Consider the following 21531-nt stretch of genomic DNA (forward strand, 5'->3'; position numbering starts at 1 on the left):
AGATATGGTGACAGCTAAATGAAAGCGTCAAAATAGAAGACACAGGCTTTGTACAAAAAGCCTTGCCTTGATTAACGGAGTTTATTATCAGTGGTATTACAAGTACAAACAAGCACCTACGAAGCTAAAACCCAAGAAATTGCTAAACAACTTCTAGCCGCAACGCAGGAAAATCGTTCGTTTTTTTCTTCCCTACGGGATCAAATGCGCTGGGATGATAAATTATTAGCTTGGGCGATGAGTAATCCTGGATTACGGGTGCAACTATTTCGCTTTATAGACACGCTACCTGCTTTACACAGTAAATCAGAAATTGCTTCACATTTACAAGAATATTTAGGAGATGAATCTGTAGAATTACCGGCAGCTTTGAAGGGAATGCTAAACTTTGCTAACCCCGACTCGATGCCAGGCCAAGTTGCTGCGACAACCGTTGGTACAGCCGTTGAGACTCTTGCCCATAAATATATTTCTGGGGAAAATATTAAACAAGTCATCAAAACAGTTGAACGACTGCGAAAAGAAAAAATGGCTTTCACCATTGATTTACTTGGTGAAGCGGTGATTACCGAAGCCGAAGCGCAGTCTTATCTAGAACGCTATCTAGAATTAATGCAACAATTGGTAGAAGCATCAAAGAATTGGGCAGCTATCCCGGCTATTGATGAGGCTGATGGCGAAACCATACCAAAAGTTCAAGTTTCTGTTAAATTAACGGCGTTTTATTCCCAATTTGACCCATTAGATGCTAAAGGTAGTGAGGAGCGAGTTAGCGATCGCATTCGGATTCTCTTACGTCGTGCTAAAGAGTTGGGCGCAGCTGTGCATTTTGATATGGAACAGTATGCTTATAAAGACATAACTCTCAGCATCCTGAAAAAACTCTTACTAGAAGAAGAATTTCGGCAACGCACAGATATTGGCATGACAATTCAAGCATATCTGCGTGATAGCGAGCAAGATGCCAAAAACGTAATTTCTTGGTTAAAAGAACGCGGTTATCCCCTAACAATCCGCTTGGTGAAAGGCGCATATTGGGATCAAGAAACTATCAAAGCAGCCCAGAAGCATTGGGAACAGCCAGTTTACAATGATAAAGCGGCAACTGATGCTAACTTTGAAACCATTACTCAGTTATTGCTAGAAAATCATCAATATGTCTATTCTGCCATTGGTAGCCATAATGTGCGATCGCACTCTCGCGCCATTGCCATCGCTGAAAGTTTAAATGTCCCTCGCCGTCGCTTTGAATTACAAGTCCTCTACGGTATGGGTGATAAAGTTGCTAAAGCATTGGTTGACAGGGGTTATCGAGTTAGAGTTTACTGCCCCTACGGTGAATTATTACCTGGAATGGCGTATTTAATTCGCCGATTGTTAGAAAATACAGCTAATAGTTCTTTTTTACGCCAAAATCTCGAAAATAGACCAATTGAAGAGTTATTAGCGCCCCCAATTGTCAAAGAAGAAAAATCTTTAACTCCTAACTCTCATTTTCTTGGTGCAGCTGATACCGATTATGCGGTGGAAGAGATCAGAACGAAAGCGGCGCAAGCTTTCCAAAGCGTTCGTCAACAATTGGGTAAAACTTATTTGCCGTTGATTAATGGGGAATATGTTAATACGTCGGAATTTGTTGATTCTCTCAATCCTTCTAATTTCAGTGAAGTAGTTGGTAAAGTTGGCTTGATTAGTGTTGAACAAGCTGAACAAGCCATGCAAGCAGCCAAAGCAGCATTTCCTGGGTGGAGGAAAACACCAGCGAAACAACGCGCCGATATTTTGCGGAAAGCGGGTGATTTGATGGAACTCCGCCGCGCCGAACTTTCAGCTTGGATAGTTTTGGAAGTTGGGAAACCTGTTAAAGAAGCTGATGGAGAGGTTTCGGAAGCGATAGATTTTTGTCGGTACTACGCTGATGAAATAGAACGGCTAGATAAAGGTGTTAATTATGACCTTGCTGGGGAAACTAACCGTTATATCTACCATCCACGGGGGATTGTTGTAGTAATTTCTCCCTGGAATTTTCCTCTGGCGATCGCATGTGGAATGACTGTTGCAGCCTTAGTTTCAGGAAATTGTACTCTTCTTAAACCTGCGGAAACATCTTCTGTAATTACCGCAAAACTCACCGAAATCTTAATAGAGGCTGGTTTTCCCAAAGGTGTCTTTCAATACGTGCCAGGGAAAGGTTCGCAAGTCGGCGCTTACTTGGTAAATCATCCTGATACTCATGTAATTGCTTTTACTGGTTCTCAAGAAGTTGGCTGTCGAATTTACGCAGAAGCCGCAATATTGAAACCTGGACAAAAGCACATGAAACGGGTAATTGCTGAAATGGGTGGCAAAAATGCCATCATTGTCGATGAAAGTGCTGATTTAGACCAAGCAGTTGTAGGAGTAGTGCAATCGGCATTTGGTTACAGTGGACAAAAATGTTCTGCGGCTTCCAGGGCGATTGTGCTGGAACCGATTTATGAAGCCTTTGTGCAACGATTGGTAGAAGCGACAAAATCCTTGAACATTGGGGAAGCAGAGTTACCTAGTACCCAAGTTGGGCCAGTAATTGATGCTAATGCCCGCGATCGCATCCGCGAGTATATTGAGAAGGGTAAGGCAGAAGCACAATTAGCCTTAGAATTACCAGCACCCGAACAAGGATATTTTATCGGCCCTGTAATTTTTAGTGAAGTATCGCCAAATGCGGTAATTTCCCAGCAGGAAATTTTTGGCCCTGTGCTGGCGGTAATTCGGGTGAAAGATTTCCAGGAAGCGTTAGCAGTCGCCAACGGGACGAACTACGCCTTAACTGGGGGACTTTATTCTCGAACACCTTCGCATATTCAGCAGGCGCAGACAGAATTTGAAGTCGGGAATTTGTATATCAATCGCAATATTACCGGAGCGATCGTTGGGCGGCAACCCTTTGGTGGATTCAAACTTTCTGGAGTTGGTTCTAAAGCAGGCGGTCCTGATTACCTACTGCAATTCCTAGAACCACGCGCGGTAACAGAAAATATTCAGCGCCAAGGTTTTGCACCAATTGAAGGTGCAGATTAAACTACAAAAGTAGTTTAGGGTATGTATTCCAAGAGGTTTGGGTTAAAGCTTAATCTTCCCTAACCATCCTAGAACTTACGCAAACAGAAAGATTTCCAGGTAGAGGCAATTCATGAATTGCCCCTACAATATGTAGTTTTGCGTAAGTCCTACATCCTTAAAAAGGTATCCCAGCACATCCCAAATTTAGGTTACTTTCCATCTGGAGAGGTAAAATCAGGGGTTGAAGCTATGAGTACACGATTTATCAGTTTTAGTATGAACAAAAAATGGGCGGTCAAGCGAATCACTATAAACCTGGCATCAAATGAAGCCAAGAACCTCGAAAAATATTGTGAACAGACAGGCAGACCAGCGACGGATGTGATTAGAGAACTCATTCGAGCCTTGCCACAGACAAAATAAAAGTAGATTTGCTAACCATTTCACTTTGGTTGATTCTCAAGATATAAATATTAGACTTTGGGTAATTTTTGGTAAGGATTGAGAGACACGGTAAAAACTGAATAAAGGCGTGCTGCGATCGTTTACGGCGATCGCAGCACGCCGAAAACAAGATGACGTGAAACTAAATAAGTTGGCACAATAAAACCAAACTATGTAAAGAGAAATGAACTAGGCTAAAATCCTTATGCCTATTGCCTATTGCCTTATGCCTATTGCCTATTGCCTGTTGCCTGTTGCCTTATCCCAACGACAATTATTTACGCTCACTTACTTATATTTAGTTGCAACATGAGTGCTGAGAAACTGTTTATACGGTTCGGCGACTATTTTAGTCTGTCGTCACTTCCATCAAACAATAATTTCTAACCCTTGTTTTTTAGTATTTTTGCAACAAACAACAGCAAAGAAAGTAGCAAATATCCAGTTGGAAGTGTCTAATTTTATGATTACCGCTCTTGAATTACTCTTGTCAGAGTAAACTGAAAACCTTTGTCCAAATCTACAACACCTTCTACTATAGTCATGATTTTTCTGGACTGGGACTTGACAGGTCAAGGTAAGGCTTCAATCAGTTCACGAATCACGTCTATTGCTGGTTTGCCTGTTTGTTCACAATACTTTTCAAGATTCTGAGCTTCATCTAATGTCAAGTTTAAGGTAATTCGCTTAAGCGCCTTTTTCTTGCTGGAGGTTGCCAAATGGGGAAATTTAAGTGCAGCAGTTTTATTCATTGATTGATAGGCTAGATATATACAAACTTTCCTTATCAAGCTTGCCAATTTTGAAACGTCTTTACCAGTGAAAATCAAGATTTTGAGATTGAACTTAAGCGTTAAGCCCCAAACACATTACTGAAACGAGAAGGTATTAAATTACTAGTATCATACGGAATAAATCAACTATTGCGGTTGGTGCAAGAAGCTTTTGGCTGAAGACCTTGTATCAGCAACGATCCACAGTCCAGATTTTATGTTAAATAAGTTGTGTTAAATTACTGAAACAATTAGATTCCTAAAGATGGCTGACATTAGTAAGCATTTTGGACATACAACTATTTGAAATTTTTGCAAGATGAAATTGTTCCTTTGTGATAGCTATCACCTCATATCTATAGCAACCTAGTAGATAATCCTTTTAGTTAAAGGCGATTACCCAAACGTGAGTTAATAAATGACTTTACAGAATTGGAGACGAAAGCGTGGCGTTGCACTTACTGCCAAGGGGTTACAAAAAATTAAGGAAGCCAAGCATCAGTCAGAAGCAAAAGAAAATTTTGGAAACAGATATACTCTCGAAGAAATGAGTGCCCGCTCTGGGTTATATTCTGCGACCATCTCGAAAGTCTTGAATCGGGAAGGAGGGGTTGATAAACAAACTATTGAAAAGCTTTTTTCAGCTTTCAATTTAAAAATAGATAAAAGTGACTATTTAAGCTCAATTAATCGTCTAGATTGGGGAGAAGCTATCTTTAACCCAGTTTTTTATGGACGTACAGAAGAACTTACTACCCTAGAGCAATGGATTCTCAATGAACAATGTCGATTGGTTGCACTATTAGGGATAGGAGGTATTGGGAAAACAACGGTATCTATAAAGCTTACTCAACAGATTCAGGAAAATTTTGAGTATGTGATCTGGCGATCGCTACGAGAAGCCCCACCTGTTAAAATTATTCTAAGTAACCTGATCCAATTTTTATCTGACGAGCAAGAAACAGAAGGTAACTTACCAGAAAGCTTTAGCGATCGGGTATCAAGACTCCTCTACTATTTGCAAAATCATCGCTGTTTGGTGATCCTTGATAATGCAGAGTCAATTCTCCGTAGTGGTAGCCGCGCAGGACTTTATCGAGAAGGATATGAAGAATATGGTGAGCTTTTAAGACGGATAGGAGAAGCAACTCACCAAGGCTGCTTAGTGCTAACTAGTCGTGAAAAACCGAAAGAAGTGGCATTACTGGAAGGAGAAGCATTATCTGTTCGTTCGCTACCACTGAGTGGCTTGAAGATAGCAGAAGGACAAGAAATCTTAAAACTCAAAGGGCTATCTGCGACAGAGGACGAATGGAAAGTAATAATTGAGCGCTATGCAGGTAATCCACTAGCCTTGAAGATAGTTGCCACAACTATTCAAGATATTTTTAATGGTAATGTCACTGAATTTTTGCAACACGACACGGCTGTCTTTGGCGACATTCGCGATATTTTAGAGCAGCAGTTTGAGCGCTTGTCAGATTTAGAAAAGGATATTATGTACTGGCTAGCGATTAATCGGGAGTCGGTTACACTCTCAGAATTGCGAGAAGATATTGTATCACCAGTACCACAAGCAAAATTACTAGAGGCTCTAGAATCTTTAGGCAGGCGATCGTTAATCGAGAAAGCTACGCCTAAGCTAATTGGAAAAACTGGATTACTTTTTACCCTCCAGCCTGTGGTCATGGAGTATGTAACTAGTAGCTTGATAGAACATATATGTGAAGAGATTCTCACTGAGAATATTTATTTATTCAGATGTCATGCTCTGATGAAGGCGACGGGTAAAGACTATGTTAAACACACTCAAGTTCGCCTCATCATCAAACCAATTATAGATGGGTTGCTGAATGTTTTAAGAAGTAAAAGAAACATTAGAAATGTATTAACTCAAACTTTAGCAAAGCAGCGACAAGAATCTCCGCTAGAACCAGGATATACGGCGGGCAATATTTTTAATCTGCTTTGTTATCTAGAAACCGATCTAAGTAGCTATGACTTTTCTGATCTAATCGTTTGGCAAGCAGATATGCGTTCAGTTAATTTGCATAATGCAAATTTTGCTCAGGCTGAATTAAGTAATTGTGTTTTTGCTGAAACATTAGGAGGCATCCATTCTGTTACATTCAGCCCAGATGGAAAACTCTTAGCGACTGGGGATACTAATAATCAGGTTCGCTTATACCGAGTTGCGGATGGACAACAATTGCTTGTTTGTGTCGGGCACACAGATTGGCTTTGGTCAGTTGCCTTTAGTTCCGATGGTCACATACTTGCCAGTGGCAGTCAAGACCAAACACTAAAACTATGGGATACTAAAACTGGAGAATGCTTGACCACCCTTTATGCTCATGAGGGTGGGATTTGGTCAGTTGCCTTCTGTCCTAACTGTCACATACTTGCCAGTGGTGGTCAAGACCAAAAAGTCAAGCTCTGGGATACTAGTACCAGGCAATACCTCAAAACTCTTTCAGGCCACCGTAATCGGGTAACATCAGTTACCTTCAGTCCCGATGGTACCATTCTTGCCAGTGGCGATGATGACCAAACAGTAAGGCTATGGGATGTCAGCACTGGTCAAACTTTTCAAATCCTTCTACATCCCAATATCGGTATCTGTTCAGTCGCTTTTAGCCCCGATGGTAAAACAGTAGCAAGTGGTTGTCGTGATAAAATTGTAAGGATATGGGATGTTAGTACTGGTCGCTGCATTCAGACTCTACAGGGTCATACTGACTGGGTAACTTCAGTCGCATTCAATTTAGATGGCCATACACTTATCACTGGTTCACATGACCAAACTGTGAAGTTATGGGATGTTAGTACTGCTCGTTGCCTTACAACTCTATCTGGACATACTACTAGGATATGGTCAGTTGCTTTTACTCCAAATAGTCAAACGATCGCAAGTGGTAGCAGCGATCAAACAGTGAGGCTGTGGGATGTCAGCACTGGTTTATGCTTCAAGACTTTGCAGGGTTATTGTTATGGAATATGGTCGGTTATCTTCAGCCATGAAGGTAATATGCTTGCAAGTGGTAGTGGCGACCAAATGGTAAAGTTGTGGGATGTTAACACTGGAAAGTGTCTCAAAACATTGCGAGGACATAGTAATCGGGTCACATCAGTTGTTTTTAGTTCCGATGGTCGTATCCTTGCAAGTGGCAGTGAAGACAAAACAGTAAAGTTGTGGGATGTTAACACTGGAAAGTGTCTCAAAACATTGCGAGGACATAGTAATCGGGTCACATCAGTTGTTTTTAGTTCCGATGGTCGTATCCTTGCAAGTGGCAGTGAAGACAAAACAGTGAAGTTGTGGGATGTTAACACTGGGAAGTGTCTCAATAGTTTGCAAGAACACGCTTTGGTGGTATGGTCAGTCGCTTTCAGCTCGGACGGTCAAACTTTAGCGAGTACTGGTCAAGACCAAACAATCAAGTTGTGGGATATCAACACTGGTAAATGCCTTCAGACTCTGTATGGTCATAGTGGTTTTATATGGTCGGTCACTTTTAGTCCGGATGGTAGAACGCTAGCTAGTTGTAGTAGCGACCAAACTGTTAAGTTATGGGATGTTAAAACTACTCAGTGTCTCTCAACTTGGCAGGGACATACTAGTTCCGTATACTCTATAGCTTTTATGGATGGTAACACGCTAGCCAGTGGTAGCAGTGACCAAACTGTCAAGTTGTGGGATGTTAACACTGGTAGCTGTGTCAGAACTTTGTTGGGACACAGCAATTTAGTATGGTCGGTTGCTTTTAGTAGCGACGGACAAACCTTAAGCAGTGCTTGTGAAGGTGGGACAATTAAGCTTTGGGATACTTTGACTGGTGATTGTCTAAAAACTATTCTGAACCCTAGACTTTACGAAGGCATGAACATTACTGGCGTTACAGGAATGACTGAGGCGACTATTTCCACTCTGAAAACTCTAGGGGCTGTGGAGTTATAAATCAAAATTCAGCAGCAGTCTGAAATGTGGAATTTATCTGCTGTATTGATATTACTATGTCCGTTTCATTAGCAAAACTGCACCTAAATTAGCAAATGCCAACAGCCCTAATAGAACAGAAGGTTCAGGTACAGACTCTGGTTTGAGTAATGAAAATGCTAATTCTCCAATGATCTGATGAGTGGCGGTCGTTGGATGAACTTGATCCCAGAATAGAAACTTATCAGGAGTACAGACAACTGACTGCGGAGAAATATTTATAGGGATTACCGATAAGTTTCCAATGCAAGATTCGGTCACATCTGTAAAACCGAATTCCCCAGGATCTGCAATCATTCTATTAACAAGAGAATTAACATCAAGAGAAATAATATTGATATCAGGGCTGAGTTGGTGACTTAAAAAATTAAGATTTGTGGTCAAGCTGGAGTTGTGTATATTGATAGAAGTACTAATTAAGGTGGAAACTTGATTATTGTTGCCTGCAACTGGAAACTTTCCTAAATCTGGCAGGTTAACCACCATAATATTTTTAGCACCAACAGCAGCAAGCGATGTCAATGATGCTGATAAGTTGTAGACTGCTTGGTTAATTACTTGGGTGACTGATGGGGTAGAATCCGGAATGTTAACGAAAAAGTTATCTACATAATCATTCAGACCAGCCCAAATTATATAAAGAGCATTCGGGTTTACAGACGGATTTGCCGATGTAAAGCTATTAATCTGTTGCTGCAATCCTGGTAAACCACTAATACCGATATTCTTAGACCCTGTGGTTGCACCACCATAGGCAAAATTAGTTTTCGGATTGAATATTAACCCTAAATCAGAGGCGAGATATTCTACCCAGACTGAACCATTAGAAAAACGTCCATTAAAGTAAGTTTGACTTGGAGGTATAGCTCCTTTCGTTATATTGAATACATTACCTGTATCAGAAAGACTATCACCAAAAATATAAATCTCGTCATAATTTTGTGCCGAGACTTTGAGTGGAAAAATGATAGAAAACAAAAAAATTCCTACTGTAAGAATCTTACTTTGCACTGTCAACTTTTGAGACATAATTTCAATCTTTCTATATGACCTTAACAAGAAACTAGGTTTCTACCTCCGGTATCTTTTCCTATTGAGTTAAATTGCTTCATAGGGTCAGTACCTAGTGCCACATTGCCCCAACGCATTACAGTTGCAGCAGCAGCACCTGAACAGCCGGAACCATAAATGAGAACTAAATCATTTTCGCGAATTTTGCCTAACTGTGCAGCGTGGTATAAATTTGCCACAGTGAGTACTGGACCAAGGTTTGCATACTGCGGGTAGAGGTTGAGCGTACATTCTGGATCTATGCCTAATATGCGCGTGCAGAAACTTGCAACCCAAGCTGTAGGTGTATTGAAAAGAAAAAAGTCAATTTGCTCAATAGTTACACCAGCAGCAGCAACAGCACCCTCACAACATTTACGCAGAAACTCCCCAGCTGTTTCGCCAAGAGCATTCCCACCCTTGCCTACTTGCATACGGACTTGCGGATTGTTTTGCTTGTCCTTGATGATTTGAGCAAAGAGAACTTCATTTAATGCAGCAGTATGAACAGTCTTTGTACCAAGGATTCCCTGGTTCGGTTCTAATGAGCCAATTACGAAAGCTCCAGCACCGTCGCTAGTAAACCAGGGAAATGTATCATCCTCGTCGAAAAAGCGAGAGTAGGTACATGAAATAACTACCAGTACATTGCGATACTCTCCTGCTTTCACCAAAGCACAGGCAGTTTGAAGTGCAACCGGAGTACTTCCACAGGTCGCATCAAGATTCCAAGCAGCACCCTGGAGACCTAGTTGACTGGCTAGGAAAGCAGCATTGCCAAATCCAATTTGTTCAGGCCACACTGAGGCAACAATCATCAATTCAACTTCGTCAGGAGAGAGCTTTGCGGCATGGAGAGCATCTATTGCAGCCTGATACTCCAGCGTCAAAGAAGACTCACCAGATCCCAGCATCCATCGCTCAACAGTGCCGCGAAAAGGATCTGACAGATAGCGCAACATCTCTTGGTCAAACTCGTTACTGGAAATGGACTCACTAAGTGAAAATAACTTTGCAAAACCTTTTTGCTCGGCTTGAGCGACTAGCTCAGGATATTTTTCTATGTAATAATCATTTGTGCGTCTGATACTTGGAAGGCTCAAAGCAAGCGAACGAATACCGACTGGAAGATGCGTCATATCTAATCACCTTTTAATAATTCGTAGCGCCCTGTAAAATCAGGCTTAGATTACGACTTTGAGTGGGTGCTATTTGGGTGGGGTCGATGATTACGTCAACCACAAATGGGCCCTTCGCCGCGATCGCTTTTTCTAGTGCTATTTGAACGCCAGCTTCCCTTTCTACCCGAATACCATCTGCTCCCATACCCTGAGCAATCTTGACAAAATCTGCCTGCGGAATTGTTGCATCTACGTTCTTGAATCCTAGATATGCTATTCCCTGTTCGCAGATGTTGTAGCGCCCATCGTTGAGTATAATCCAGACCGCAGGAACTTGATATTTTACAGCCGTGTTTACTTCGCTGTTCATCAGCATGGCACCGTCTCCGACAATAGCCACAGCCTTGCCATTCCGTGCTAAAGCAGCACCTACTACACCTGTGACAAAATGCCCCATAGAACCAAATCCGTTGCTTATCCGATAACGACTTGATGTGGTAAATCGCAGCAGATGAATTACCCAAGCAAACGAGTTACCTGACTCTGCCATTACTAATGCATCGCTTCCATCAACAATCACTTGTTGAATTACATTCATAAGCAGTTCCGGTCGTACTAGACCGTCCACACGTGGCTTGATGAGATCGCGTTTAAATCGAGGCAGCATTATTGCCCTAGAGCGACCAGTACTTTCTGGGAAGTTCTTCAGCAGGTTCTTTAGGAATATTGCTACGTCGGACTGGATGGCAAAAGTCTCGGCGGATGGATATGCAGTTCCTGGAACCTTTGTGTCGATGTCAACATGCAAAAAGCCGTGTCTGGGAATCATCTCAGGGTTCCACAATGAGGTAAACTCACCAAGACGTGTTCCCAGCACCAGTATGCGCGTTGGACGTTGCTCCCTCATATACCTGAAAACAGACTCATGCCCACCAAAGCCAGTAACGCCTACAAACTGAGGATGATCTTCAGGAAAAATACCTTTGGCCCGTGGTGAACACATTACGGCAGCCCCTGTTCTCTCAGCAAGCTGGCGAATCTCTTTTGCAGCACCCCGTGCCCCGAAACCTACCCAGATTGCAAAGGCTCCCTCAGATAGTAACCGGACACATTCTCCGATTGTTTCTTCACTTGCCGTTGCTATCGCATGACACAGAGTTACTTGTGGCAAAGATGTTTTTACTGGACTTGTCTGGATATTTGTGGGAATACTGATATGAGCTACAAATCCTTCCGGTTGTGCTAGACCGATGGCAAGCCTTCGAGCAATCTCTGGAAGTTCATCGCTGGATTCGAGGGTTGTCGCATAATGGAATATTGTCCCCGAAGTAAAAATACCTGCGCTGGGAATTGTGTAGGCGCTAGTTTCTTGGCAAGCCCATCGTCCACGCTGTGGTGCTGAGGTCGAAGCTGAGATAAGAATCACCTTAGCGCCCTCCCAACGGGCAGCCAACAGCCCTGTCAAAGCGTTGGTGATCCCCGGCCCTGTAGTAGTGAATACCACAACCGGGCGATCGCTAACAAAGTAAGCCTCAATTGCTGCAAAAGCTGCTCCAGCTTCGTGGCGAAAGTGCAGCACCTGGAGGGAACTTTGATGTAATGCAGCCCACACTGGGGCGATCGCACCTCCCGAAACCCCAAAGGCATACTCTACTCCCATATCTCCTAGCATTTTAACCACTGCCTCTGCTACCGAAGAAGGTCTAGATGGCTTGCCGTGAGATTGCTGTTCAGTGGAGTTTAATTGTTCAGTGGTATTCGCTTGTGTGTCCTGAAATTTAAGATGCATACAAACTATACTTATTAGGAATAATTTCCCCTGTGAAGTAACATTATCCCACACGCTAAACTCAGCAATATTACTTTTTTTAGATAAGTACCATATAAATTTTTTAGTACTGCTTTTGTAAAGCAGTTAGTTAGAAACCTTAAAACGACCCTCACACTTTGCCTTGCCAATTTTTTAGCAGTTGAAAATCTGATACAAGGAATGTCTAGAGAATTAAACATTATGTGGGTGTAGTGATGCCTACGGCAGGCTGCGCCAATGTAGATGGATTAACCTGTTTTCCAGTTTATGAAAACTGAACACTATAAGAATCAAGCTCTGGAGTATAAAAAGGTGATTAATTTCAATCAGTATAAAGCTTTAACTTTCGATTGTTATGGAACCCTGATTGATTGGGAGAACGGCATTTTAGGAGCGCTTAAGCCACTTCTGCTAGCACACAACACTAATTTAGATGACGCTCGAATTCTGGAACTTTTTGCTGAATTTGAAGCAGAACTTGAAAAGGGTTATTATATCAAATATAGGGAAATTTTGAAGAGAGTAGTCGAGAAATTTGGTGAACAATTTGGCTTTGAGCCAACTGTCAAGGAACTAAATTCAATTGCTGATTCGATTCAGCATTGGCTACCTTTCCCCGATACAGTTGAGGCACTTAAAACCCTCAAGCAAAAGTTTCAGTTGGTAATTATCTCCAATGTAGATGACGATCTATTTGCTTTTTCTGCAAAACACTTAGAGGTGGAATTTGACCAAATAATCACAGCAGAACAGGCAAAAAGTTACAAACCCTCCTTAAACAACTTCAGACTGGCTATTGAGAGAATTGATTTGCCACTAGAGCAGATATTACATGTTGCTGCTAGTGTATATCACGATATCGTTACAGCCAAATCTCTAGGACTATCAACAGTTTGGGTAAACCGTCGAGCAGATCCACAAGGAGTTAACATCACAGGGTCAGCAGTCAGTAAACCTGACTTAGAAGTGCCCGATTTAAAGACTCTCGCAGCTATGAGTTTACAGAAAGAATACTGAGCAATAATTGCTGAATGCCCAGCACTATTTCGACAAGAATCTGTTGTTACAAAACGAAACAGGGATTGCAACATAGATTGATTTTGCTTTACCCTGGAAAAATTACTACACCAGTTTGACGGCATGTTCGACCTCCTTTTGAGGGCGACACGCAAGGCACGAGTAAATCTCGTAGCAACGCTCTCTTTCTGGCTCTCCTTTCCTCAGCGCTTTGCCGATAAACTTGTTCAATAAAACACTTTGATAGCCTAAAACGATGAAAGCATCTGCTAATTTCGACTTTGAAGACGAGAAATTTAATGCACCGCCTTCTCAAGTCATCCCTTGGTGTCAGATGATTAATCCTCGGTATGGCACAGATGGTATGCAATCCCACGGTTTGGCGATTAAACTAGATAACGCCAATGCTGTAGGCTTTGTGCCAGATCATAATTGGCAGCAGGTAGAGCATGAATTTAGTTCTGGAGTCGAAACAGTCTTTATTAGCACTACTCCAAACTTGGTTTTAGTGCGTCGGGGGCCATTGTCTGTTAAAGACCGGGAAAGTGGTCTAAAATTGGGTACGCTTAAAGAGAATTATGATGCCTTTTTAGCAGATAAACTTAAATTTAAAACCTTTACTCGCTATCTAATTTTTATAGTGGGTGAAAATAAAAAATTTTTACACGAATCACCACTACAACTAACTCTTAATGGTGCTGCCGGAGCGAGTTTCAGCAAAACCTACTGCGAATATCAACAAGGTAAAGTAGTTAGTGGATTCGTGGCTGAACTAGAAAAAGCTTATGCTGTTTACCGCAAGCAACCTTTAACGCCAAAAGGCCCTTTGTTCCATGCTCACGGGATTTTTTGCCCGATAATTGAGTGTGAAGAAAGAGGTATTGAACCAAATACAGTTCTAGTCGCTTCAACTGTAGACTACAAACATCCCACGGTAGGGACTTTAACTCAATATTTAATAGCTTCGGATTCTCTGGAGTCTGCAATGATTTGCAAGACTTTTGAAGAATACAAAGATTTTGGGAAGGAACCTGTAAAATCAGAAACGCCTAAATTGGCAATGGCAGGAGTTTCTAACTCTTACGTTTATGCCGATGAAGATGATTTTGCTTATCCACCATATTAGGTGGGAGTGGGGAGTGGGGAACAGGGGAGACAAGGAGAATAATCAATGCCCAATGCCCCATGCCCCATTTCCAATGCCCAATACTTATTCTTTAAGCAGCAAATAATATAGTGAACCATTGCCGCCTGTGATGCCAGCGCGATCGCCTGCTAGTTTACCAGAACCCATAAAATAATCCACCCGGCCCGGGCCTTTGATGGCGCTTCCTGTATCCTGATCAAGCACAAAGCGGCTGACAGTACGCCTCTCTAGTTTGCCACGACTGGCGGGATAGGGAAATGAATTGTAAATCAGAGCTAGCGCTCCTGGTGGCATGAGAGACTTATCTGTAGCAATGGAACGTTCTGCTGTCACTGGCACATGAATACTACCAGTTGCTGGTCTACCACTTGTTTCTTGGAAGAAAATAAATCGTTCCCATCGGGGCAGATAATTGTTCAACTCCTGGGGTTTTTGCCGGAAATAACTAATTAGACGTGGCATTGTCAAACCATTTAGTGGCAGTTTGCCATCTTTGGCTAGTTCTTTGCCGATACTAGTCCAGGGGTAATCTGTTCCACCTGCATAGCCAACTGACGTTGTTTTGCCATTAGTTAACTTAATTTGAGCAGAACCTTGGATATGTACCATGTATGCGTCGAGGCGATCGCGGAACCACAGCAGTTCTAAACCGCGCAATTTGCTCTTATTCCCTTGTAAACCATCCTTCCCTTCCAAATCAATTCGTTTGGGGTGGGGTTTCGGCCATTGGCTGAAATCAGGTGGTAGGCGATAAAGGGGATATTTATATACTGCAGTTTTGACACGGCTAGCGGTATAAACAGGTTCGTAGTAAGCAGTGAATTTAACAGTACCCTTGCCATCGTTGCCTACAGACTGGTAAAAGACAAACTCACGGCGGACGACAGATTGTAATTGGGCGGGTGACTTAGAACTGACAACCAGTTGGCGGAAACGTAACAAACTCCGGCGGACGCGATCGAGGGTAATCTCCTTGATTGGATAATTTTGATATGCTGCGATCGCTTCACCCTTTGTTAGGTAGATCAGACTGTTATCAATGGAAGCCAACAACGCATTACGATCACCTGTTTTACCTCTTTGACCCCAAATTTGATCATCCCAACCCAAGCACCTCTGCTGGAGCGTACAATCGCTTCCTATGGCGATCGGTTTTAGCGGCGGTGTTATCTCTGGAGTGATTGGTATTGGCACCGGAGAGAGATCGGGAGTAGTCGGTATTGGCAAGGGCAGTAAGTTAGGAACCTGAGCAACAGCCGACCAAAGAGGGTTTACAAGGACAACTCCCAGACTCAAGGAAAGTAAAGCAAGGGTTTTTCTCATCATTTAGTTGAATCTTTCAACACTGGAACTAAAAATAGGTTCTACCCGGATTGCCACAACCCGAGAAGGTCTTACTACCATATATTCCCCTTGAATATTTTTGATCGGCACACTAATAAAGTCATTGGAAGCAGATTTTGGCACAAGTTCGCCGCTATACCACTTCTGAAACTCTTGAATAGTAGGAAAACGGACTTCTTCCCGGTGGCCGCTTTCCAGTAGGAGGTATACGGCATATTCATTTGGAGTTCTAGCCATAAGATTGAACCATTTAAAAAAACATTCAACCCATTGTTAACCACGTAACCCCTGAATGAAAAGGGTAAGCATACGGGAGGTGGGGATGAGGGAAGAAGTAAGGGAGCAGGGGAGGCAGAGGAAGAAAGAATAACTAATGCTCAATGCCCCATGCCCAATTCCCAATGCCCAATGACTCCTCACTTTAGACGGCTAATCCTTTAATCGGTTCCTTTGTTCCTGCATAACTCTCCAATCAAGCTCTGATAAGTCATTGGCATTGTTGAACAACAGTTAGTTATTCAGGAGGCGAAATTTATGAAACTTTACTATCGTGGTCTGAGCTACGAATACAACCCAAGCAAAGTTGACAGCAAAAAAACAGAACAGCCCTTTCAACCAGTTCCTCAACTCGGGCCAGCTTATAATTTAATGTACTGTGGCATTAATTATCATGTTGATCCAAATTCAAAATCGGCAGAAGTTCCTCTATCACCAGTAGCTTATAAATTGAGCTTTAGGGGAATTACTTACTTTGTAAATAAAACTGCACAGGGAGAAGTAACTGTAGTCTCTCAACCAGCAAGAACTTCAAAAGTTGTGGCACTGCCGATTTCTAAACAATTAAAACTTCAATAATAATATGGTTACAAGCTCATCTGGAGTGTAGGGAGTCATGAACTTGTGTGTAGTACAATCCTCAAAAAACCTTTGAATTTCAGCATTATCTACCTCAAATTCATCTTGCCAAAACTGGTAGTTGTGCCAAGATGAATTTGAGGACTTAAGGCAAGTGAGACAATGTTAGGACAATTATTAGACGGACGTTACCAAGTCCTCCAAGTCTTAGGGGGAGGTGGATTCGGTCAAACCTATATAGCTCAAGATACCCATCGGCCAGGTTTCCCGAAATGCGTTGTCAAACACCTTAAGCCTGTCACTCGTAGCCCCGAATTTCTCGAAACTGCTAGACGGCTATTTACCAGTGAGGCAGAAACACTAGAGCAACTGGGCAGCCATGACCAAATCCCTCGGCTTTTAGCCTATTTTGAAGATAACCAAGAGTTCTTTTTGGTGCAAGAGTTTATTGAGGGGCATACTCTAAAAGCAGAACTATTACCGAATCAACTTTGGACAGAAGATCAAGTAATTCAACTTCTGCAACAGATGTTGAGTATTCTGCAATTTATTCACAGCCATAACGTTATCCATCGAGATATCAAACCAGACAATATAATCAGGCGGCAAAAAGACGGTAAGTTAGTGCTGATTGACTTTGGTGCAGTTAAACAAGTCCAAACTCAACTACTTACAGTTTCAGGGCGCAGTGGGGCTACTATTATAATTGGTACTCCAGGATATATGTCTACAGAACAGGGGCAAGGGAAGCCCCGTTCTAACAGCGATATTTATTCTTTGGGTATTATTGGTATCCAATCGCTGACGGGGTTACATCCGATAAACTTTGAGGAAGATCCAGATACTGGTGAAATTTCTTGGCAACATCAGGCTAATGTCAGTTCTGAGTTGGCATCTGTGCTATCTAAAATGGTGCTACATCACTTTAAACAGCGCTATCAATCTGCGGCTGAAGTTTTACAGGTGCTTAAGCATCTTGATAGTAAAGTAGAAGCGCAATCACTTCAATCACCATCTTTTAGACAATCATCTCAAGCTTCACTTTCTCAACAAAACTCAATTGGGTATCCGCCTGCCTCCATTCTGTCTACGGAAAATTATAGCCGTTTAGAAAAGATTCTTTTGGAATTTGTCGGCCCCGTTGCCTCAAGATTACTCCAACAAGTTACGGCATCAGCACCCAACTGCGAAGAATTAATTAATCAATTAACCCTTCATCTTCGAGGAAACCAACAAATTGATTTTAAGAAGAAAACAATGTTTCTACTAGAGAAACCTACTCTACTACAGGAATTTACAGTTAAATCTGAAATTCAGTCTAATAATTTACCAAGTCAAGAATCTCAAGTAATCAGCGATAGCTTTGTGCATCAATGTGAGCGGGAATTGTCTGATTTAATAGGCCCAATAGCTAAGTTTCTAGTCCAAAAAGCTGTTAAGTCATCTGGGCAAATTTCCCGTGCAGAATTTGTGCAACTTTTAGCATCAAAAATTCCCGAACCTCAAAAAGCTTTGAAATTCCAGCAACGCTTACTTACTTGATATTTTATATATTGCCTTTATTTATCCGTTAATTAAGAATTATCAGCTTTGGTTATTCAACATCTCCATAGCTATTTTTAAGCTAGCTTTCATCCGATTAAATGCTTCTGCTAACCCACCAATCTCATCATTAGAGCTTTCTTCAAAATCAGCGCTCATATCACCAACACTAACTTTTTGAGCTATTTTTTCAATTCTTCTGATGCGCTGAATAACATATTTTTTGATTAAGAAGTTAATTAAGAAAACTACGATCGCAAAGATAGTTATTAAAAGCCCCATGATTAATACCCAAGTCCGTTTGGCATTGGCAAAAATTTCTTGAGAAGGAACAGAGATTATTTGAGCAGAAACAATCTGATTAAGTTGCCAGCCAAAACCATTTTCTGAACCATAAGTTGCCAACTGACTCTTAGGAGCCTGATCTGGTGTAGAATGACATCGCAGACATTTCTGTTGTGTAATCTTTAATGGTCGCGCTATGTAAAATACTTCGCCTTCTGACAATTTCCGAAAGCCTGTAATTTCTTGAGTTTTGGATTCATTGCGAAAACGTTCTACAAGTTGAGTTTCAAAATTATCAGCTTTATCCGCTAAATTTGTTGGATTAAGTGTTGCATCTTTATGAAAAAAGTTTTTATATTCAGGCTTTTTACGAAAATTCTCAAAGACTTCTTTAGAAGAAAAAGTTGGTACAACTTCAGGCATGAATGTTGGGTTAGTGTCTAATCTAGGTGCTAATAAGGGATCTATACGGTTTTGTGTATAATCTCTAACTGCGTTCACCATTTGAATGAGAATCTGCGCCTGAGAAGTTACTTCATTTTGCGCTCTCCCCTGAAGTACACTGGATAAGGCAATCGCACTTCCCACAATACTGACCATGAAAACTAATATTAAAAGTAAGTTAAATTTAGCACCGATTTTTAAGTTTTTTAATGTAATGTTGTTTAACATAACCTAACCAATGAAGGTAGTATCTGAGTTTGTCTAATATTTATTTATACCTGTTAGAAAGCATCTCAACAATATTTAAATAAATATTAATTTTTTGCCGCGATATAACCTATTTAGGCAGCAGTCAAACTTATCTAAATTAGTTCTGAAAACCAAGTTACTTCCTTAACCAATAATTAGTGATGTTTTTGCGACTTCCCCGACGTTTATTTCTGTTTAATCTGCTAGGTTTGACATTTGCTGCTTGTCAATCACCAAATGATATTAATGGTACGTTAACTGTTGGCGTTATCAACTATGGTGGAGGCGAACAGATAATTAATCAATATGCTAAATTTAATAGTTATTTGGGTGAAAAAACAAACTCGTATATTCAGCTAGAGCCAGTTTTTAATGAAAATAGAGCGGTTGAGCGCCTAGAAGCTCGTGCTTGGTCATTGGTATTTGCTCCACCGGGTTTAGCGGCTATTGCGATCGCACGTCACCAATATGCTCCCCTATTTCCTTTAATAGGTATTAATAATTTGCGCTCAATTTTCGTTGTTCGTAAAGAGAGTCCAATTACAGAATTGAAACAGTTACAAGGTCAAACACTGGCTTTAGGTCAGTTAGGTTCTGCAACAGGGTATTATTTCCCTCTTTACAATCTTTATGGTACAACACTAGCTGAGATCCTATTTGCACCCACACCTAAAGCCGCGCTGGAATTGGTGGCTCAAGGAAAAGCGATCGCCTGTGCTGTCTCAGAGGCGGAATTGGCTCTCTACGGTTCACAGTTTGCCCCCACGGAATTCCGCATACTATTTAAAGACCCTCACTATGTACCATTAGGCGTAGTCTTGATTGGCCCTAATGTAGAACGTAACCGTCAAGAGTTCATCCGCAAAGTGATGAGTGATGCGCCTTCTGGTTTAGCTCAAGAAGTGGGGTATGTACCCAATGGACAAGTACCAGATTACAAATACATGATTTCTGTGGTTGATCGGGTAAGCTCGATTACTTCTAAGCTGCAAAAGAAACCTGTCCAATTATTTTGATTTACATCATAAATATTGCTCAAAAAAACAATTTAAATCGTGCTAGCTGGTTTTGAATTGTTCCTGTCAAGATTTTATTTAGTTCTGTAGTGTCTTGAAATTGCAAAATTTGCTGTGTGGGTAAATCGAAGGGAAATTGTCCTTCAATATCTGGACGTTGCATTTGTGCTAGTACAATCTGTTCAGATCGCTTACTTTGGATAGCATAGCCAATCTCAATACAGACATTGGGACTAGGAATTAGTTGGGGGGTTTCTTTACCGTCAACACTAGTGATGGGTGTGGTGTCAGCGATAAATAACAAACTCTTACGGATTTTTCTCATGATCGTGCGGTTAATACGTAGAGTAGCACCACTGGGGCGAGAGGATTCTACTAATGTTAGAGGAAGGCGCGATCGCAAGTTTAAACTTTCTAAACTTTTTCGCAGTTCTTCTCTGAGAGCATTTGTCGCAGCAACATACTCAGTTTGATAGGATAAAAAAATTGTTGGTTCTAACTGAGCCAACAGTGCCTGTTTGGTAAAATAAATTTCATGACTAATTAAGTCAATGTTGGCGACGCAATAGCCACCACTCCCTTCAATATAAAATTCAATATTTTCCCCTTCTAGATAGCGCCCAAACCAAGTTGATTTCTTAACTTCGTCGCTTTCTTCTAAAAAGTCTGCTCGCAATGCCGATCTCAGCAGGCTTTTTTTGCTCAAGCGAATGTCTGGCGGACGTTTTTCTAGTTCTGGAATCGGCTCGTAATCCTGTAGATACCACGCTCTGAGCGCAATAATTGACATAAGGCGCTATTTAAATTATTTTTCACTATTTAGCTTAGTATAATCTTACACCAAGAGCAGTCCATATCTTAGACTTCTCTTTAAACACAACAACACCCAAGCATCTACTCGCTGAACTATCTTCTCTCGTTGTTTATCAGATGCAGGGATGTACTAATTTTCATCGCTTGTGTAAACAAGTTATGAAATCTAGTGACAGCGCCCCCTAATCTTCCACATTTGAGTAAATAGCAGTTTTCGCGTTGGGTGTTGCTGTGTTTTGACGAGACAGATGTAAGTTAAACAGCGTCTTTTACCTCTTACTTAATCGATTCCAAATGCAGCTGTTATATCTGCCAGGGAAGCTTATTTATGAGCTTCAACTATTAGATTATCACTCATAGATGGAAGGTAGTTTTTTTGCAACGAAACTTTACTTTTAAAGTATTGTGTAATCAAAGTCAATATAAGCTAACGCGCTTACATATTGCACTATTTTCCGTGTAGACCGTCATTAGTCATTAGTCATTAGTCATTTGTGTGTTACCAAGGACAAATGACAAAGGACAACCTCACCAGTTGATATGCTTTCTTATATACGTAACAGCTTATTGCACTAATGGGAT

16 protein-coding genes are annotated in these 21531 nt (G+C 41.4%); 8 read left to right on the forward strand and 8 right to left on the reverse strand.

Annotation, left to right across the window (positions count from 1 at the left end; all coding sequences use genetic code 11):
• The first annotated feature begins 90 nt into the window (after positions 1-90).
• On the forward strand, positions 91-3060 hold the full coding sequence (gene pruA, locus GNF10_RS08855; protein ID WP_185586148.1) for an L-glutamate gamma-semialdehyde dehydrogenase: 2970 nt from the start codon (positions 91-93) through the stop codon (positions 3058-3060).
• Between the two features lie 258 nt (positions 3061-3318).
• Entirely contained in the window at positions 3319-3465 is a 147-nt protein-coding gene (locus tag GNF10_RS08860) for a ribbon-helix-helix protein, CopG family (RefSeq protein WP_114083081.1), read from the forward strand.
• 593 nt (positions 3466-4058) lie between these two features.
• On the opposite strand, the gene GNF10_RS08865 is transcribed toward GNF10_RS08860, so the two are convergent.
• Positions 4059-4238 (reverse strand): CopG family transcriptional regulator, encoded by a 180-nt coding sequence (locus tag GNF10_RS08865; RefSeq protein ID WP_179073760.1) that lies wholly within the window; start codon positions 4236-4238, stop codon positions 4059-4061.
• 439 nt (positions 4239-4677) lie between these two features.
• Here GNF10_RS08865 and GNF10_RS08870 point away from each other — a divergent pair, with 439 nt between their 5' ends.
• The gene (locus GNF10_RS08870) at positions 4678-8217 is read left to right on the forward strand and encodes an NB-ARC domain-containing protein (protein WP_185586147.1); all 3540 of its coding nucleotides are present in this window, start codon (positions 4678-4680) and stop codon (positions 8215-8217) included.
• A gap of 54 nt (positions 8218-8271) precedes the next feature.
• On the opposite strand, the gene GNF10_RS08875 is transcribed toward GNF10_RS08870, so the two are convergent.
• Genes GNF10_RS08875 through GNF10_RS08885 form a run of 3 tightly spaced genes read right to left on the reverse strand, consistent with a single transcriptional unit; the run spans position 8272 to position 12216 of the window.
• Positions 8272-9285, reverse strand: a complete 1014-nt coding sequence (locus GNF10_RS08875) for an SGNH/GDSL hydrolase family protein (RefSeq protein WP_185586146.1) — start codon at positions 9283-9285, stop codon at positions 8272-8274.
• Between the two features lie 23 nt (positions 9286-9308).
• Positions 9309-10445, reverse strand: coding sequence for a 3-oxoacyl-ACP synthase III family protein (locus GNF10_RS08880; protein WP_185586145.1), 1137 nt, complete (start codon positions 10443-10445; stop codon positions 9309-9311).
• A gap of 13 nt (positions 10446-10458) precedes the next feature.
• On the reverse strand, positions 10459-12216 hold the full coding sequence (locus GNF10_RS08885) for a ScyA-related TPP-binding enzyme (RefSeq protein WP_185586144.1): 1758 nt from the start codon (positions 12214-12216) through the stop codon (positions 10459-10461).
• 288 nt (positions 12217-12504) lie between these two features.
• Between GNF10_RS08885 and GNF10_RS08890 the strand changes: the two genes are divergently transcribed.
• Positions 12505-13254, forward strand: coding sequence for a haloacid dehalogenase type II (locus GNF10_RS08890; RefSeq protein WP_221643394.1), 750 nt, complete (start codon positions 12505-12507; stop codon positions 13252-13254).
• Positions 13255-13510: 256 nt separating this feature from the next.
• A complete protein-coding gene (locus tag GNF10_RS08895) occupies positions 13511-14380 on the forward strand; it encodes a DUF5895 domain-containing protein (protein ID WP_185586143.1) in 870 nt (289 codons plus the stop codon).
• Positions 14381-14464: 84 nt separating this feature from the next.
• Here GNF10_RS08895 and GNF10_RS08900 read toward each other — a convergent pair whose 3' ends face one another.
• The gene (locus GNF10_RS08900; protein ID WP_185586154.1) at positions 14465-15724 is read right to left on the reverse strand and encodes a murein transglycosylase A; all 1260 of its coding nucleotides are present in this window, start codon (positions 15722-15724) and stop codon (positions 14465-14467) included.
• A gap of 3 nt (positions 15725-15727) precedes the next feature.
• A complete protein-coding gene (locus tag GNF10_RS08905) occupies positions 15728-15982 on the reverse strand; it encodes a hypothetical protein (protein WP_012411579.1) in 255 nt (84 codons plus the stop codon).
• Between the two features lie 297 nt (positions 15983-16279).
• On the opposite strand from GNF10_RS08905, the gene GNF10_RS08910 reads away from it, so the two are divergent.
• Both GNF10_RS08910 and GNF10_RS08915 read left to right on the forward strand, forming a co-directional pair.
• A complete protein-coding gene (locus GNF10_RS08910; protein ID WP_185586142.1) occupies positions 16280-16600 on the forward strand; it encodes a DUF4278 domain-containing protein in 321 nt (106 codons plus the stop codon).
• 162 nt (positions 16601-16762) lie between these two features.
• Positions 16763-18142 carry a serine/threonine-protein kinase gene (locus GNF10_RS08915; RefSeq protein WP_185586141.1) on the forward strand — a complete coding sequence of 460 codons (1380 nt, stop codon included), beginning with the start codon at positions 16763-16765 and terminating at the stop codon, positions 18140-18142.
• A gap of 42 nt (positions 18143-18184) precedes the next feature.
• Here the strand turns inward: GNF10_RS08915 and GNF10_RS08920 are convergent, their stop codons facing one another.
• Positions 18185-19099: a DUF3365 domain-containing protein gene (locus GNF10_RS08920; protein ID WP_185586140.1), complete on the reverse strand. Its 915-nt coding sequence runs from the start codon at positions 19097-19099 to the stop codon at positions 18185-18187.
• 182 nt (positions 19100-19281) lie between these two features.
• On the opposite strand from GNF10_RS08920, the gene GNF10_RS08925 reads away from it, so the two are divergent.
• On the forward strand, positions 19282-20136 hold the full coding sequence (locus tag GNF10_RS08925; protein WP_185586139.1) for a phosphate/phosphite/phosphonate ABC transporter substrate-binding protein: 855 nt from the start codon (positions 19282-19284) through the stop codon (positions 20134-20136).
• Positions 20137-20155: 19 nt separating this feature from the next.
• Here GNF10_RS08925 and GNF10_RS08930 read toward each other — a convergent pair whose 3' ends face one another.
• On the reverse strand, positions 20156-20926 hold the full coding sequence (locus GNF10_RS08930; protein ID WP_185586138.1) for a hypothetical protein: 771 nt from the start codon (positions 20924-20926) through the stop codon (positions 20156-20158).
• Positions 20927-21531 lie beyond the last annotated feature (605 nt).

The organism is Nostoc sp. UCD121 (assembly GCF_014222285.1).
Taxonomy (GTDB): domain Bacteria; phylum Cyanobacteriota; class Cyanobacteriia; order Cyanobacteriales; family Nostocaceae; genus Nostoc.

Bases quoted from the DNA above. Each gene is read 5' to 3' on its own strand.
- GNF10_RS08930 (WP_185586138.1), bottom strand. From the start codon at position 20,926: ATGTCAATTATTGCGCTCAGAGCGTGGTATCTACAGGATTACGAGCCG.
- GNF10_RS08880 (WP_185586145.1), bottom strand. From the start codon at position 10,445: ATGACGCATCTTCCAGTCGGTATTCGTTCGCTTGCTTTGAGCCTTCCA.
- GNF10_RS08905 (WP_012411579.1), bottom strand. From the start codon at position 15,982: ATGGCTAGAACTCCAAATGAATATGCCGTATACCTCCTACTGGAAAGC.
- GNF10_RS08900 (WP_185586154.1), bottom strand. From the start codon at position 15,724: ATGAGAAAAACCCTTGCTTTACTTTCCTTGAGTCTGGGAGTTGTCCTT.
- GNF10_RS08885 (WP_185586144.1), bottom strand. From the start codon at position 12,216: ATGCATCTTAAATTTCAGGACACACAAGCGAATACCACTGAACAATTA.
- GNF10_RS08920 (WP_185586140.1), bottom strand. From the start codon at position 19,099: ATGTTAAACAACATTACATTAAAAAACTTAAAAATCGGTGCTAAATTT.
- GNF10_RS08860 (WP_114083081.1), top strand. From the start codon at position 3,319: ATGAACAAAAAATGGGCGGTCAAGCGAATCACTATAAACCTGGCATCA.
- GNF10_RS08865 (WP_179073760.1), bottom strand. From the start codon at position 4,238: ATGAATAAAACTGCTGCACTTAAATTTCCCCATTTGGCAACCTCCAGC.
- GNF10_RS08875 (WP_185586146.1), bottom strand. From the start codon at position 9,285: ATGTCTCAAAAGTTGACAGTGCAAAGTAAGATTCTTACAGTAGGAATT.
- GNF10_RS08910 (WP_185586142.1), top strand. From the start codon at position 16,280: ATGAAACTTTACTATCGTGGTCTGAGCTACGAATACAACCCAAGCAAA.
- GNF10_RS08895 (WP_185586143.1), top strand. From the start codon at position 13,511: ATGAAAGCATCTGCTAATTTCGACTTTGAAGACGAGAAATTTAATGCA.
- GNF10_RS08870 (WP_185586147.1), top strand. From the start codon at position 4,678: ATGACTTTACAGAATTGGAGACGAAAGCGTGGCGTTGCACTTACTGCC.
- GNF10_RS08890 (WP_221643394.1), top strand. From the start codon at position 12,505: ATGAAAACTGAACACTATAAGAATCAAGCTCTGGAGTATAAAAAGGTG.
- GNF10_RS08915 (WP_185586141.1), top strand. From the start codon at position 16,763: ATGTTAGGACAATTATTAGACGGACGTTACCAAGTCCTCCAAGTCTTA.
- GNF10_RS08925 (WP_185586139.1), top strand. From the start codon at position 19,282: ATGTTTTTGCGACTTCCCCGACGTTTATTTCTGTTTAATCTGCTAGGT.